The 14,216-nt window shown below is 51.1% G+C and carries 11 protein-coding genes and 1 pseudogene; 1 reads left to right on the top strand and 11 read right to left on the bottom strand.

Annotated elements, in window-relative coordinates:
* Positions 1 to 41: 41 nt before the first annotated feature.
* Both BLQ88_RS09610 and BLQ88_RS09605 read right to left on the bottom strand, forming a co-directional pair.
* Positions 42 to 428, bottom strand: a complete 387-nt coding sequence (locus BLQ88_RS09610; RefSeq protein WP_090148753.1) for a winged helix-turn-helix transcriptional regulator — start codon at positions 426 to 428, stop codon at positions 42 to 44.
* Positions 429 to 472: 44 nt separating this feature from the next.
* Positions 473 to 886, bottom strand: a complete 414-nt coding sequence (locus tag BLQ88_RS09605) for a Dabb family protein (RefSeq protein ID WP_090148751.1) — start codon at positions 884 to 886, stop codon at positions 473 to 475.
* A 207-nt stretch (positions 887 to 1,093) separates the two neighbouring features.
* Here BLQ88_RS09605 and BLQ88_RS09600 point away from each other — a divergent pair, with 207 nt between their 5' ends.
* Positions 1,094 to 1,537: a cupin domain-containing protein gene (locus BLQ88_RS09600; protein WP_090148750.1), complete on the top strand. Its 444-nt coding sequence runs from the start codon at positions 1,094 to 1,096 to the stop codon at positions 1,535 to 1,537.
* 2 nt (positions 1,538 to 1,539) lie between these two features.
* Here BLQ88_RS09600 and BLQ88_RS36715 read toward each other — a convergent pair whose 3' ends face one another.
* From BLQ88_RS36715 to BLQ88_RS09560, 9 genes and pseudogenes are all read right to left on the bottom strand, one after another.
* Positions 1,540 to 1,695, bottom strand: a complete 156-nt coding sequence (locus BLQ88_RS36715; RefSeq protein ID WP_176884958.1) for a hypothetical protein — start codon at positions 1,693 to 1,695, stop codon at positions 1,540 to 1,542.
* A 31-nt stretch (positions 1,696 to 1,726) separates the two neighbouring features.
* Positions 1,727 to 2,203 (bottom strand): DUF6934 family protein, encoded by a 477-nt coding sequence (locus tag BLQ88_RS09595; RefSeq protein WP_143016822.1) that lies wholly within the window; start codon positions 2,201 to 2,203, stop codon positions 1,727 to 1,729.
* 81 nt (positions 2,204 to 2,284) lie between these two features.
* The gene (locus BLQ88_RS09590) at positions 2,285 to 3,301 is read right to left on the bottom strand and encodes a DUF6807 domain-containing protein (RefSeq protein WP_090148746.1); all 1,017 of its coding nucleotides are present in this window, start codon (positions 3,299 to 3,301) and stop codon (positions 2,285 to 2,287) included.
* A gap of 39 nt (positions 3,302 to 3,340) precedes the next feature.
* Complete coding sequence (locus tag BLQ88_RS09585) at positions 3,341 to 4,681, bottom strand: Gfo/Idh/MocA family protein (protein WP_090148745.1); 1,341 nt, start codon at positions 4,679 to 4,681, stop codon at positions 3,341 to 3,343.
* A 125-nt stretch (positions 4,682 to 4,806) separates the two neighbouring features.
* Positions 4,807 to 6,173: pseudogene (locus BLQ88_RS37520) on the bottom strand (3-keto-disaccharide hydrolase).
* A 115-nt stretch (positions 6,174 to 6,288) separates the two neighbouring features.
* A complete protein-coding gene (locus BLQ88_RS09575; RefSeq protein ID WP_090148743.1) occupies positions 6,289 to 7,185 on the bottom strand; it encodes a sugar phosphate isomerase/epimerase family protein in 897 nt (298 codons plus the stop codon).
* Between the two features lie 88 nt (positions 7,186 to 7,273).
* On the bottom strand, positions 7,274 to 9,100 hold the full coding sequence (locus BLQ88_RS09570; RefSeq protein WP_090148742.1) for a RagB/SusD family nutrient uptake outer membrane protein: 1,827 nt from the start codon (positions 9,098 to 9,100) through the stop codon (positions 7,274 to 7,276).
* A gap of 27 nt (positions 9,101 to 9,127) precedes the next feature.
* Positions 9,128 to 12,256 carry a SusC/RagA family TonB-linked outer membrane protein gene (locus BLQ88_RS09565; RefSeq protein WP_229212645.1) on the bottom strand — a complete coding sequence of 1,043 codons (3,129 nt, stop codon included), beginning with the start codon at positions 12,254 to 12,256 and terminating at the stop codon, positions 9,128 to 9,130.
* Positions 12,257 to 12,537: 281 nt separating this feature from the next.
* Positions 12,538 to 14,205, bottom strand: a complete 1,668-nt coding sequence (locus tag BLQ88_RS09560) for a RagB/SusD family nutrient uptake outer membrane protein (RefSeq protein WP_090148738.1) — start codon at positions 14,203 to 14,205, stop codon at positions 12,538 to 12,540.
* Positions 14,206 to 14,216: the final 11 nt, after the last annotated feature.

Below are 14,216 nucleotides of genomic sequence, written 5' to 3'. Positions count from 1 at the left end.
AACAGATTTCATCAAGATTACAAAGCCAGACTCATGTTAGCTCAATCCTGCAATTCCTTCACCGGGTGTTCGATATTGGTGCCGGTAATCACCAGGCGGTGGTATTCGCCCCATCGGCGGAGCTCTTCAATCAACGGTTCGAGCGAATGTGCGTGCGCAGTACGCTCGTATTCGATCACCGGAGGAAACGAATCGTACACTTTTCGTTCAACCAGCAGGTTCATTTCCAGCTCTTTCAGCTCTTTCGACAGCATACGCGGCGTGATGTTCGGGATAGCATTCTGCAATTCCATAAAGCGCCTGTTGCCGAGGCTCATGGCAATGAGGATCGAAATCTTCCATTTTCCGCTGATCACATCCAGCGCGTCCCGTACCGGGAGGATCATTTCCCGGCATTCGGGGTGATTTTCCTTGAAATTCTCTTTCATATCGTTACTGCTTCAAAACATCAGTCCTATTCACCCGCGGCATTTCATCCAACCTTCTTCGGCCCTACCGAATCGTAAACCACCATTTTTTCCCACAAATGGGAATATTGCTCGATGAATTCCAGGTGGATCGGATGGGTTTGATAGATTTCCTCCTCGATGATATTCTTGAAAAAGCACATCCAGGAAATTGTATAATCTTTGAGGATCACCGGGCGGCTGGTTACCGCCGGTTTGCCGATGTGCACATATTCGATTGCCGGAACCTTGGCCAGCTTGTGGAGCCCTTCGAGGAGCTGCGCCTCATGCTGTGCATTATTGGGCTCTTTGAGGTAGAAAAAAACGTGATGGATAAACAACTCCTTACTCCTTTCAGGCTCAGCGGCGACGGGGGAAACTGCGGCGAGCGAAGCCAATCCCGCATTTTGCAGAAACTTTCTTCTTGATTGATCTTCCATGAATTGAACGCAAAACAGACCGCGGAGAGTTTTCCGCGTTTCAGCTTCAAGGATAACGTTTATTTGCCCATTATCAAAATAGTAAAGCTTCCGGTCATGCCTTTTAAAACTAATCCATTAAGATTTTAAATTATTTTGATAAAACAGTCAAGGTAAACCGCGTTAATCGAAGTCTTTCTACTATAAATACTCAATTTACCCCCTACTATGAAAATTACTAAAAGAGACGTGATCGTTGCCTCTATCTCAGTTTGCTCCACATTGACCTGCATTATCGCCCGACCACAAGGCAGTATCCTCGAATCGTCCGTTTTTGACTGGAACAATATCGCCGTGAAGAACACCGCCATCGGCTCGGTGAGAACATTTTTTCGCTCCCAAACCGCCACCACCGACGAGCTCGAATGCCACGTAACTACATTGAATCCGGGTGAAGCATCACACGCGCCCCACAAACATCCCGAAGAAGAAGTGATAATAATTAAAGAAGGCACCGTGGAGGCGCTTGTAAACGGAGAAAAGAAGAAGGTTGGCCCGGGTTCCGTCATTTTCCAGGCGTCCAATCAAATGCACGCCGTTCGCAACGCAGGCAAAACACCTGCGACTTACCATGTGATCAGCTGGCATTCACCGGGCACGAAGGATAAGTAGGGTTATTTTTCTCTTCGCAGCAGTTCTTCCGGGACGGGGTATTTTTCGAGAAGCGCTTTCATTTTGGCAGCTTTCTTTTCGAAGAACTCGTCCTCGTTAGGTATATGCCTTACGGGAGGACGGCCTGGTCTCAATTTGTAGGTTTTCGTTTCTGACATAGCTATCTGCGATTTTGTCTTACTAATTTAATCATTTGCCCTTAAAAATCAAAAAAGCGCGGTACGAAATGCCGGTTTGAAATTCTTGCCATTCGCCATACTGCTCAGGTTTGTTTTCGGGTAGAATTGACGATCCTTCCTGCTTTGCAATGAGTCCGGTAATTGAGTACTCTGTTAAATGTGGTAAAACCCGATTGAGGCCCATTTGGTACAATCTTGTTCTTGAAGGTGTACTCCCTGAGGCGTAAAGACCTACCCCTAAATGCACGTCCATGAATCTAAGTGCGATGCTCGCAACGGTCGCAAGTATTATTTGACTGTCCCCATTCCGCAACTCTACGCGATCGTCCAGCCATTCCGACCCCGGATCAAGCACGCCAAAGCCAAGGTTGTAATAGTTAAAGGCCATTTCGGTGAACCGGACACGCATTTCAAAAGTACCATTTCGCCCGACGCTGTAAAAGCGATACGTGAACTCGTCCAGCTGGTCATATTCGTAACGTTCCAAACTCATACCGACAGATTGTTTAGGGTAAAAAAATAGCCAGCGAAAGTCGCTGGCTACCCTTTCAATCTGCTATAATACAAACTATTCCGTCTTCGCGTACGCGGCTGCGAGGTCGTTGAGCGTGGCATCTTTCAAATGCTCGGAAGCAATTACCAGACGGTAACGGAAGGTCGTCGATTCACCTTTTTTCAGTTTGAAATTAAGCGTTTCCTTTCCGTCGCTGAGCGCTTTCATGCCTAATGGATTCACCGCGAACAAGCCATAACCTCTCGCGTGCCAATAAGCTGGATACCCGACGTTCTTGGGATGGTCGATCATCGCGATGCTGATGTTTTCGTCCTTGATCTTGCCGGTCAGGTTACACCAAATCGCGCGTTTGCCCCATACCGTTTCACCTTCGATGCCGTTGCTGTTGCGGTAGTTGCCGGTAATGCCCTCGTTGTTCAATGCGGGCACTTTGGTGGCGATACCACTTGCGTCGGTGAAGATCTCGGGCTTGTTGGAAGGCAATTCCAGCTCGCGCGCCACGCGGATGGCGTACATGCCGTCTTTGACGTCGGGCATATTCACTTCCGGCAACACGGCCGTCAGCGTAGTGGTACGATCGATGATGCGGGAATCGCCTTTGCCGCTGAAAGTGTATTTAGTCACTTCTTTCAGGGTCAGCGTACCGTCTTTATCTACCCAGTCGGCCGTTACGGTGAGCTCGCCTTTATCCTTACCACTTTTCACGGAGGTAATGCCGGTATGGATGATCGTTCCGTAGGCGCGCTTTTCGTGGTTCACGGCGTCGGAGTTGTTCCAATAGTCGTTACCGTTCACATCCTCGTAGTTCAGCCAGATACCCACGTGGTGCGGGTGATCTACGCGCTCGCCTGCACGAGGGTCCAGCGGCCAGCCGCGGGTGATGACGGTGCCTTTGGCAGTCATTACCGGGTAGAGGACGGCCTTTTTCAGCTTCTGTTCGCCGGGGTAATAGTAAGCCGTGAATGGCTTCCCGTCGATTTTTACCTCCACTTTTTTGTCCTTGTCATTCCGGACGAGATCCACTTTCTGCGCAAAAGCGCTTCCGGCGAAAGCCACGGCGGTCAGTGCCAAAGCAGTATGTTTTAAATTCACTGTTCGATCTTTTAAAAGTTAGCTAAGCACGATTTCCTTTTTCTTCGGATCCCAACTCACGCGTTTGCCGGTATGCAACGCCTGGGTTGCCATGATATTCGCCACCGAGTGGTTGAAGCCCACACGCGCAGGTGCATTGCTCTCCTTGCGGCTGCGGATACACTCCATCCAGTTGCGCATGTGCAGCGAAGTCATCGGATCGGCGCCGGTGTTGGCGTCGGTCGCGATTTTATCACCGGTTTTCAAGGACATTTCAGGAAGCAAATTCGCCTGCAAGCCCATTCCTTTTGCATCTCTTTCTTTCAAACCGCCCTCGGAAGTGATTTTGTTGGTATCGAGGTTGATCATCCCGCCATTGGAATAATAGTACTCTTTCACACCGCCTGCCTCGTTGTTGAAACGGGAAGAATAAATCACCTGGAACCCTTTGCTCTTATCATCAAACGGACCGTATTCAAATGCGGCGCTGAACGTATCGACATTGGTACGACCGTCTTTCCAGGTATAAATACCGCCATTAGCTACCACATTACGCGGCGCGTCGAGGCCCGAGAACCAGTGCACGGTATCGATCTGGTGCGCCATCCATTGTCCCGGAATACCCGATGAATAAGGGTAGAACAAACGGAATTCAAGGTAGTAGCGCGGGTTCCATTCCACTTTCGGACGGTTCATGAGGAAGCGCGTCCAGTCGGTATCTTCCTTGCGGATTTGTGAAACGAGTTCTTTACGTCTCCAACGGCCGGGCTGGTTCACATTCCAGGTCATTTCAACGGTAGTAATGTCGCCGAATTTACCCGACTTGATGTATTCGTAAGCAGCCCAATAGTTAGGCGCGCTGCGGCGCTGCGAACCAACCTGCACGATTTGTTTCGAAGCCTCCACCGCTTTCAATGCTACTTTCGCATCTTCCAGGGTTTCCGCAAATGGTTTCTCCACATACACATCACGCCCCGATTTCACGGCTTCCGCACAATGCAATGCGTGCTGGAAATCCGCAGTACTGATGATCACCGCGTCCACATCCTTGCGGGCGAGCAACTCTTCGTTATTACGTGCCTTTGCGAATTCAGTGGCAGCATAAGGCTTCCCCTTCATGAATGCCTCCGCCTCATCACGGCGACGGTTCCAAAGGTCGGAAACGCCCATAAACTCAAAGTTCAGTTCCTTGGCGTGATCCGAGAAAGAAGGTGCCAGCGAGCTGCGGAAACGGTCCGAGAAACCGATGATACCTACCCTTACGCGATCATTAGCCCCCACGATACGGCGGTAGCTGGCCGCACTGAAAGCATTCGCGCCTACTGCGACACCCGCAGAAGCCAGTGTTGCATTTTTAAGAAAATCCCTCCTACTGGTCATGATATTGGATTTGAATAAAAGTTGATTTTTGATTGCCTGAGCGTCTGATTTGCGGGCAATCGTTTCTAAATGTCGGACGCCCGTTTATCTACTGTAATTTTTTACCTTTTTTCCGGCGGTTCGGGCTATTTGATCTCCCTTACTTTCAAACTGCGGAAAAACACATTGTCGCCGTGGTCCTGCAACAGCAGATTACCTTCCTGCGAAAGGCCAAAACCTTCGAATTTCGCGAATTTCGAACCTGCCACGAACTCCTTGAACTGCGGGGAACCGCGCACATATTCCACTACTTTATAGCCATTCAGGTAATGCTGTACGGTACCGTCTTTCTGCACCACAATGCGGCCCTGGTTCCATTCGCCGATCTTTTTCACGGCATTCTTCGGACGGTCCGCCGGGATCACATCGTAAAATGAAGCGATGGTACGGTTACCGTTCTTGCCGAGCTTCGCATCCGGGTGACGTTCGTCGTCGAGCACCTGGTACTCGCAGCCGATGCCCGATTTGCCATTGGAATTGAATTTCTGATCTACAAAATATTTTACACCGCTGTTGGCGCCTTCGGTGAGTTTAAACTCGAACTCATACTCGAATGCAGGGCCGTAGAGTTTGCGCGTCACGATGTCGTTACCTGTTTCAGAACCGTCGGATTTTGAGATATTGATCACGCCGTCCTGGTAGCTCCATCTTTTGGCAGGGAACTCCGTGCCGCCGTAAGAACGCCATTGGCCTACCGATTTGCCGTCGTACAACAGCGAGTAGCCCTGTGCCTTTTCCGCCGCATCCAGGTTATTGGGTATCATATTCACAATACGAACATTCGTCGCAGGGCTCGGTTTCAGGTTCGCGGTTTTAATGCGCACATTCTTCCAGCTCACCTGTGTACCCTCCATTTCCTTGCTGCCGATCGAATGCACTTGCAGACAGATGAAGCCTACGGGTGTCATATCATCCACGACGTGCGCCACAGGCACACCATTCAGGAAGGTGCGGATCGAGTTACCGATCGCTTCGATGCGGTATTTGTTCCAGGCATCTCTTTTGAATGCTTTTTACCTTCCGGGTTCAGATCGAGCGGGTAAAGCCAGCCGCGACGTGCTTCGTCGTAAATGCCTGCGGAGTACGCACGGTCGCTCGGGTCGATTTCCACCTGGTAGCCATGCACACGGCCGTTCATATAATCCGGTTTCGACAAGCTGCGGATCTGAATGCCCGAGTTTAGTTTATTGTCGACTTTTACATCAAGTTCAAGGATAAAATCGCCGTAATCTTTTTCGGTTGTCAGGAAGGAATTCGGCGTACCCATTACGGAAGTACCGACAATCGCCCCGTCTTTCACTTCATATTTAGCCTGGCCGTTGAGTTGCTTCCAGCCCGTCAGGTCCTTGCCATTGAAGAGGTCTACCCACCCGTCTTTCGACTTCTGGGCTTGCAGGGGAGCGCTGAGCAGGAACGCGGCCATCGCGACCAGCGGTAATCTTAATTTTTTCATTGTGTTGATTAATGGTGATGATAACTGAAAAATGCAAAAGGGTATCCCAATCTAATATCAGTTATTGATTAATAACGAAATATTAATAGGAATACCCTTACAAATCCAGTTCAGACTAGACCGGATATTTTAAAACCTCGGTGATGTACTTTTTATTGATTTCGGCGCAGATCAGCGGCGATTTCTCCGGATCAGGCACGCCGTCGAGTTCTATTACCGCCCAGCCTTTGAATTTCACTTTGTCCAATGCCTTGAAAACCGCCGGTACGTCCACCCTACCCTGGCCGAGCTCCACAAACTTGTAGCCGCTTTTTGTCTCCGCCGGCTTGGTATCCTTCAAGTGCAGGGAATGCAGAATGTCTTTGTATTTGACGATCGCCTCATGTGGTTCGCCACCACCCTGCTTGTAATGCGCAATGTCAAGCAGCAGCTTAATGTAACGCGGGTCCATTGCCTGCACGATCACGTCTACTTCTTCGGGCGTCTCGCCGAGCTGGTTCATATGGTTATGATACACCGCCTGCACACCCTGATCGGCCGTTTGCTTGCCGATTTCGTTCATTACCTGTGCCAGCTTTTTGAGCTCTTCCGTGGAAGGCGCGCGGTCTTTCGGACGGAGGCTGTTCGTGAGCTGCATGGCATTGCCGCCCAAAGCCTTCACAAAGCTCGCGTGAGCGACGTGCGTATCCACAGTACTTTCAAATTTCGCCGGATCGATCTCCACATTACCACTTGAAAACATGCAGAGTGTGAGATTGCTTTTGATTAATGCCTCTTTCAATTCGGAAGGCTTGCTGCGGTAAGGGGCAAATGTATTGGCCCGCAGTTGAATGCCTTTGAAGCCCAGTCCTGACAGGTCAGCCATCGCTTGCTCGTCTTTTCCACCCCACGTAATAGCCGAGTAGCCGATTTTAACATCTCCTTTTTTTATCGCTGCTTCGAGCCAGCTGGTCCCCGCCATGGTAGCGGCCATGGCCAGTGAAGTGTTTTGTAGAAAATTCCGTCTGTTCATTTCAGGTTTAGATTAATGTAAAAATCCATAACTCCCAGACGATATAAAACAACAATGACCCGCTATCTACGGGTCATTGCGTGTAAATTTATTTCGGGATTGCCGTCAGCGGCGGCACATTCTTCTCGTGCCCCGCATATCCCTTGTTCTGGTTGATCCTCGCCTGCGTATTCCCGTCGATCGCCGATTGCGGAATGGGCCACAGCACGTGGTAAGGGCTCATGGTGTATTCATCTGCATGGCGCGTTTGGACACCTTTGTTATAAAAATCATTTTTCTCCATCACCCGATCATAGAAGTAATTATCTTCTGAAAACTTGTCGAGCGTGTACGTTTTACCATTCGGTGCCGCTTTGCCGGTTTGCGCAAAAATGTAGGCAATGCGCGTCAGCTCGGTTTTGCGCGGTTCTTCGAAATACAGCTCCCGTGCACGCTCGTCGAGGATGGTACCGATGTTGATTTTACCGGCGGCAAGCGGCGCGCAATTGGCGCGGGTGCGTACGGCGTTCACATCGTCGGCCGCTTTGGCAAGATCACCTTTCCACGCGTACGCCTCCGCACGCAGGAGGTACGTTTCAGCCAGGCGGAACACATACCAATCGGAATTACCTCCCTGCGGCTGCACGCGCAGCGGGTCTTCGACGAACAGCTTGTAATGCGGCCAGTCGAACCAGCAGCGGATGGTATCGATCGTCAATACCACGCCTTCGGCATTTTTCAGCTGTAAAGGCTTGCCGTAATAGCTGTCCTCCTCTTTGATACCCGGATTGTTGTAGTATATATCTTCCATACGGACCCAGTTTCCCGGAGCATGCCTAAGGTCGTTTTTATCGTCCCATACCTGATTCTGCGAGTAATCGGTTGGTCGTAGGCGTCCGATGCCGCGCCCAAGCTTACTTACCTGGTCAATCTCGATGCCATAGGTATCGATCGTTCCACGCTTTCCATTCGGCGTGTTGATATTGTTGAACCAAAGCGGAACCGCATTGCGCATGATAAGCATCCCGCCCTCTACATTCCCCTCGATATTCAACCGGTCGATCACCAGCATCAGCCCTTCGGTATTCGTGGCAATGGCCTTGTTTTGTGGCCGGTGCAAATCCCATATCACATTCCGGCTGGCATCATTCGCAGTCGCGCCGAAACGTGAAGTCATCAGCTTATGCGTACCGCCGTCGATCACATTGGTTGCCGATTTGATCGCGTCATCGAAAAGGCCCAGCGCGAGATTAACTTTTGTCAGCAAGTGGCTCACCGATCCTTTGTTAACCATTCCCTTGTCGGTAACGGCAGGTACCCATTGCTCCGCGAATTCCAGGTCCTCCTTCATTTTTTTGAGGATTACTTCACGTTTCGTGCTCTGGAAATCCAGTTTCGGGCCATTTATTTCTTCCAAAATCAATGGTACATCGCCAAACTGCTGTGTCAGCCGGTAATAACGTGCCGCACGATGGAAATAGGCCGCTCCGAGCAACTCGTTCTTTTCCTGCTCATCTTTATACTTAGGCAAATCGATCCGGGAAATAGCCGTATTCGCATACTTGATGCCTTTGTACCCTTCCAGCCAGTACCAGCCGATTCGGTTGTAATCGATGTGGTTCAGCTGGGCATCGGGTGTGATGAGCAGGTTGAGGTTCTGCGCCGGGCCGGATTTATCGGTAGTGCCTTCCACGGCAATGTCCGAAAAGATCGATTCGGTGATCATCGGCATGGCGTCGCCGTACCATTCCAGGCGCAGGTTGCGCTCGCACGCTACGAGCGTCGCTTTCAGGCCACCGAGGTCTTTGAATGTCAGATCGGGCTCATAAAACGAAAGCGGCTCGGGTTTCAGCCAGGTTTCCTTGCAGGACGTAATCGCAGTTCCCGCTCCGAGCAGGACCAATGCGAGTATATATTTGGATGTTTGGTTAAACATAATGCATATAGTTTTGTGTGATAGTGATTACAGGGTGATGTCGAGGCCGATGGTGTAAATGCGCGGGCTCGGTACCGAAGTGGCAATGCTGTTGTTGGTGGTGCCATTCGTTCCGTTCTCAGGGTCCCAGAAGTTCCATTGCGGCGCCCAGAAGCCGATATTGCGGACATTACCATAAATGCGCAGCTTTTGTACGGCCGCTTTCTGCGAAACGGCCTTCGGCACGGTGTAGGCCACGGAAAGGTTTTCGAACCGCACGAAAGATTTGCTCCGGTAAACTGCGTAACCCGTCGCCGAGCCTTCACTGGAATAGAGCCTCGCCCATTCATTCTGGCGGTTTTGTTCGGTCCAGTAGGGAAATACGTAAGAACTCGTGCGATCCACAAAGCCGTCCCGGTTCTTCATCTGGTTGAATGTGCCTTTTTGTCCCCAATAAGAATAGATCATGAACGAAACATCCAGGCTTTTGAAAAGCTTGAACTCGTTCCGGAATGTCCAGCGGAAGCGCGGGGTGGTGTAGCCGAGAAACTCCTTGTCGTCGTTGGTAAACTTGCCGTCGCCATTCACATCTTTCAATTTGAAATCTCCCGGTTTTACGCCGTATTTGGCCGCTTCGGCTTCCTCCTCTTTCTGCCACACGCCCAGAATGCGGTAATTCCAGATCGCGTCGAGCGCATGGCCGATAAACCAGCGGTTGGTCACGTCGTCAGCCTCTTTGCGGCCGGTTACTTTGCCTGTACCGTCTTTGAGATCAATCATGTTCCCGTACAAATGCACGATTTTGTTGCGGTTGAGCTGGAAGTTGAAGGTGCTGCGCCAAGTGAAATTTTCGCGGCGTATATTGTTGGAGTTCAGACTGATTTCCAGCCCTTTGTTCTGCACTTCGCCGAGGTTATCCCAAACGTTGTCAAAACCCAATACATTCGGTAATGCACGTTTCACGAGCAAGTCTTTGGTAGTCGATTTGTAGAACTCGACGCTTCCATCGACGAGGTTATTAAACAATGCAAAGTCCAGCCCGACATTCAATGCATTGGTTTTCTCCCATTTCAGATTCGGGTTCGCCATACGGCTTACGTAAAGCTGGCTTACCTGGTACACCGTGCCATCCGGCTTCACGTGCAGGTATTTCCCGCTCGCGAGATCGGCCAGGGCGTCATAGCGGGGAATATCGCGGTTACCATTGTTACCATACGAAACCCGCAGTTTTCCATAGCTGAGCCATTTTGAATGCAGGAAGCCTTCGTCCGTAAATACCCAGCCCAATGCAGCCGAAGAAAACACAGCCCGCGGGTTCTTCTGCCCGAATGCGGAATAGCCGTCCCGGCGGCTCGATACCGTGAGCATGTATTTGTCTTTGAATGAATAAAACAGACGGGCCATCAATGCGTCGGCGGTGCTGGTCTGGTCGTCGGTGTAAACTACCGGTATTCCGCCAGCCTGGATGTTGTGGTAGCCCAACACGTCGGTCGGTGCGAAACCTTTGTTGGAAATACTATCCCGCCAGCTTTTGAAACGTTCGGCATTGGCGAGGAACGTGAGGTCGATCTGGTGCTTTCCGGCGATCGTTTTGTTCCATTTGAGGATGTTATCAACCTGCCAGTTGAACACCGTCGAATCTTTGCGGGAAGCACGGCCGCCCTCGGCAGCCCATTCGGCGTGTTTGGCGGATTCGGCATTGTAGCGGTGTGTATAGTCGAAACGGGGCGTAAAATTGATTTGATAAGTAAATCCGAAAGGGAGGTTAACCTTCGCGAAAAGCACTGAATTCAATGTTTGAGCACCCTGGTCGCGTTGGATGAAACTCCGTGCGTAGTAGGGATGGTTACCGCCACTGGCCTCTCCGTTGGGCCGCCAGGCATAATTACCATTCGCATCGAACTCCGAACCCCAAGGCGAAATGGTGCGCGCCAGATCGTAGTTCACGGGTACCTGGCTCTCGTCGCGGCGAGCGAACTGTGTATTCATCCCTACCGTCAAATGCTTGTTCACTTTGCCTTCGAGGTTCAGGCGGGCGCGGACAGTGCTGTATTTATCGCCAACGATAATGCCTTCGTTATTCAGGTATCCCAATGACATATAGTAGGAGATTCGGTCGCTGCGCCCCGAAAGGCTCACCGTATGGTCTTGCCGGAAGCCCTTTTGAAACACTTTGGAATACCAATCCACACTTTTGCCGTCCTTGTAATTCTGGATCTCGGCCGGCTGCATTCCAAGGCGTTGCAGCCAAACGGTCGTCGGGTCGCCTTTGGAGCCATCGTAGCCGAGCCATTGATCAAGTGTGACGCCGGCCGGAAGATGGTTCGGATCGGCAAAACGCTCAGGCTCGGCTGTGGCATTGATGTTGCGCATTACCTCCTGCCTCCAATTGATGAAGCCCTGCGGACTCAATACCGGCTGGTTCTTAGCCACTTCCGCAAACCCGAAATTGCTGTTGATATTGATCAGCGGCTTGCCTTCCTTGCCTTTTTTGGTGGTAATCAAAATAACACCGCTGGCTGCTTTGGCACCGAAAACGGCCGACGAACTCGCGTCTTTCAGTACGTCGATCGTCTCGATGTCATTGGGATTGATATCTTCCATGCCACCGTAGTAAATCGTACCGTCGAGCACGATCAGCGGCGTGGAGCCCGCATTGATAGAGTTCTGGCCCCGCACCGACACATTTCCGCCGCCTTTCGCGGAGGTCGAAAAACCGACATTCATTCCCGGCACATTACCGCGCAGCACATCCTGCACCGACTGCGGGTTTTCGTTTTCAAGCCGGGTTGCGTTCACCTGCGATACCGCGCCGGTCAGGTCACGTTTCTTTTGTGTGCCGTAACCTACCACGACCACTTCATTGAGCGTTTTCTGATCGGTAGCAAGCACTACGTCGAGCACGCTGGCATTGCCCGTCTCCTGCTCCTGTGTAACATACCCGACGGCCGAAAACACCAGCACCGCCGAGTTACCGGGAATCTCGATGGTGAACTTCCCGTCGGCATTGGTGGTCGTGCCCTGGTTCGTTCCTTTCACCACCACCGTTACGCCGGGAATGGCTGCATTTCCTTCTTTGGCCAGTACTGTTCCGGTGACAGTCCTATCAGCTTGCATTACATGGCCAACCCTTGCGAGCGGGCTCGCGACGACACTGGCGGGCACCGGCGGGTACATACATATTGCATATATGCATACTCCGCTTATGCGCCGCAAAGAGGTGAAAAATCCTTTGGTGATGTGCATAGGTCATTGAATTAAGATGATGTTCTGGGTGAAATATACCACCCTGACGCCAGCCATTCCAGCCCTCCCGCACTCAGATTAGGCCCTAATTTTCAACCGGTTAGTACCATTGATTCTATGGTAAGTTTTTTTTCAAATACTCCTTTCAAAACAAAAAAAGGATGGCTGCAACATGCAACCATCCTCTCGATTTGTCTACTTCCGGCAACGGATCAATACCCCGGGTTTTGCGGGAACACCGACTTGCCGTCGGCAGTTTTCGCGCTCCGGTCGATCTGTGTTTGCGGGATCGGTCTCAGCGCGTGGTACGCCTGGATAGCCGAGGCTTGAGGGTTGTATTTTTTCACCCTTTCCACGAGCAGTCCCCAGCGTTTCAGGTCCAGCCAGCGGGTTTGCTCGCCGGCCAGTTCCCTCGCACGCTCTTCAATAATCGTTTCCATCGTAAGGTCTTTGGCAGCAATGAGCATTTTATCCTTTTTCCCAGGCCAGCCCGCGCGGTATCTTACCACATTCAATGCCTCTGCCGCGCCCGCTTTATCACCCGATTGCAGCAATGCTTCCGCCAGCATAAGGTATACATCCGCCAGACGCACCACGTAATAATCGCGGCTACCGGGCTCGTACGTCATGTCCGGACGTTTTGAATCGAAGAACTTCTGCAATGTAGGGAACAATGCTTCCGAGTATTTGCTGGGCACAAGCACCTGGTATGGCTTCTTGGCGCGCTCTTCCTTGGTCATTTCATAACCCGGGATGAAGATCGTCGTATCGCCCGAAGCAAACGTCACTTTCGTTTTGGAATCATCGAAAGAAGCTGCATTATACGTACCGGGGTTGTTGGAAATCCAGGTATCGCGGAATGTTTTCTTGTAGCGCGAGTCGTTCACGCGGTCGGCGAAGATCGTGTTGATCAGGTACTCGGTCGGTCTGAGGCGTTTGAATGGACGTCCCCAGTAAGTATCCCGTTTCATACCCGGCTGCACGTCGTACTGCATCCCGAAATAAAGGTGCAAGCTGTTACCGGTTCCGTTGGTCAATGCGTCGGTAGTGTATTGCACCGCGAACACTACTTCGGAATGGTTCTGGTTGTTTTCATCGAACACAGCCGAGAAGTCGTCCAGCATTTTATAGCCGTATTTGGTAGAAACCTCTTTCAGCAAATCAGCTGCTTTGGTAAAATCATCAGCTGCTTTTTCATTGGAATACCCTTTTGCCAAATACACCTTTGCCAGCAATGCCTGCGCATGCGGCTTGGTAGCCCGGCCATAGTCGCTCGACTGTGCTTTTGCTTCCAGGTCGGTAACCGCCTCGCTCAGGTCCTTGATGATCGCCGTGTACATTTCAGCATCGGTTGCACGCTTGGTTTCCTTGGTAGGCGTCAACGTTTCGTTAAAATAAAGGTCTACTCCACCATATTGCTGGTGGAGGATGTAGTAGTAGTGGCCACGCAGGAACTTGGCTTCTGCCACGCGCAGCTTCTTGATATTATCAGCAACTCCCGTCACATTAGGGGCGCGTTCGATCACTGCATTGCAGGTGTTGATCCCTTTGTAAAGCTCGTCCCAGGTTGTTGCGAGGTAATCTACGGTCGGGTTCAACTGACCATCGTAAAAATGGAAGCCTTTGTAACCTCCATCCGCGCCGGTTGCGTAAATGTCGGTACCAAATTCACTCATCGTGAGCCCCTGCTGGGTTGCGTAGTAAAAACGGAGCGATGAATAAGCTGCTTTCACCCCGTCCTCAAAGCCTTTGGGCGTATTCAGGTAGTCTGTACCGACACCCGAGATAATTTTCTCGTCGAGCACATCCTTACACCCCTGCCCTGCGAGCATCAATGCCGCCATGCCGCACACCACAATCGATTTTCTTATATTTTTCATTTGTCAGTATC

This window comes from Dyadobacter soli, assembly GCF_900101885.1.
In the GTDB taxonomy this organism is placed as follows: domain Bacteria; phylum Bacteroidota; class Bacteroidia; order Cytophagales; family Spirosomataceae; genus Dyadobacter; species Dyadobacter soli.
Note: the sequence above shows the minus strand (reverse complement) of the source record. Positions and strands in the feature narration are given on the sequence as shown.

Coding starts and splice junctions, on each gene's coding strand:
- BLQ88_RS09600 (WP_090148750.1), top strand. CDS start 1,094: ATGAAAATTACTAAAAGAGACGTGATCGTTGCCTCTATCTCAGTTTGC.
- BLQ88_RS09605 (WP_090148751.1), bottom strand. CDS start 886: ATGGAAGATCAATCAAGAAGAAAGTTTCTGCAAAATGCGGGATTGGCT.
- BLQ88_RS09565 (WP_229212645.1), bottom strand. CDS start 12,256: ATGTACCCGCCGGTGCCCGCCAGTGTCGTCGCGAGCCCGCTCGCAAGG.
- BLQ88_RS09575 (WP_090148743.1), bottom strand. CDS start 7,185: ATGAACAGACGGAATTTTCTACAAAACACTTCACTGGCCATGGCCGCT.
- BLQ88_RS09585 (WP_090148745.1), bottom strand. CDS start 4,681: ATGACCAGTAGGAGGGATTTTCTTAAAAATGCAACACTGGCTTCTGCG.
- BLQ88_RS09610 (WP_090148753.1), bottom strand. CDS start 428: ATGAAAGAGAATTTCAAGGAAAATCACCCCGAATGCCGGGAAATGATC.
- BLQ88_RS09560 (WP_090148738.1), bottom strand. CDS start 14,205: ATGAAAAATATAAGAAAATCGATTGTGGTGTGCGGCATGGCGGCATTG.
- BLQ88_RS36715 (WP_176884958.1), bottom strand. CDS start 1,695: ATGTCAGAAACGAAAACCTACAAATTGAGACCAGGCCGTCCTCCCGTA.
- BLQ88_RS09570 (WP_090148742.1), bottom strand. CDS start 9,100: ATGTTTAACCAAACATCCAAATATATACTCGCATTGGTCCTGCTCGGA.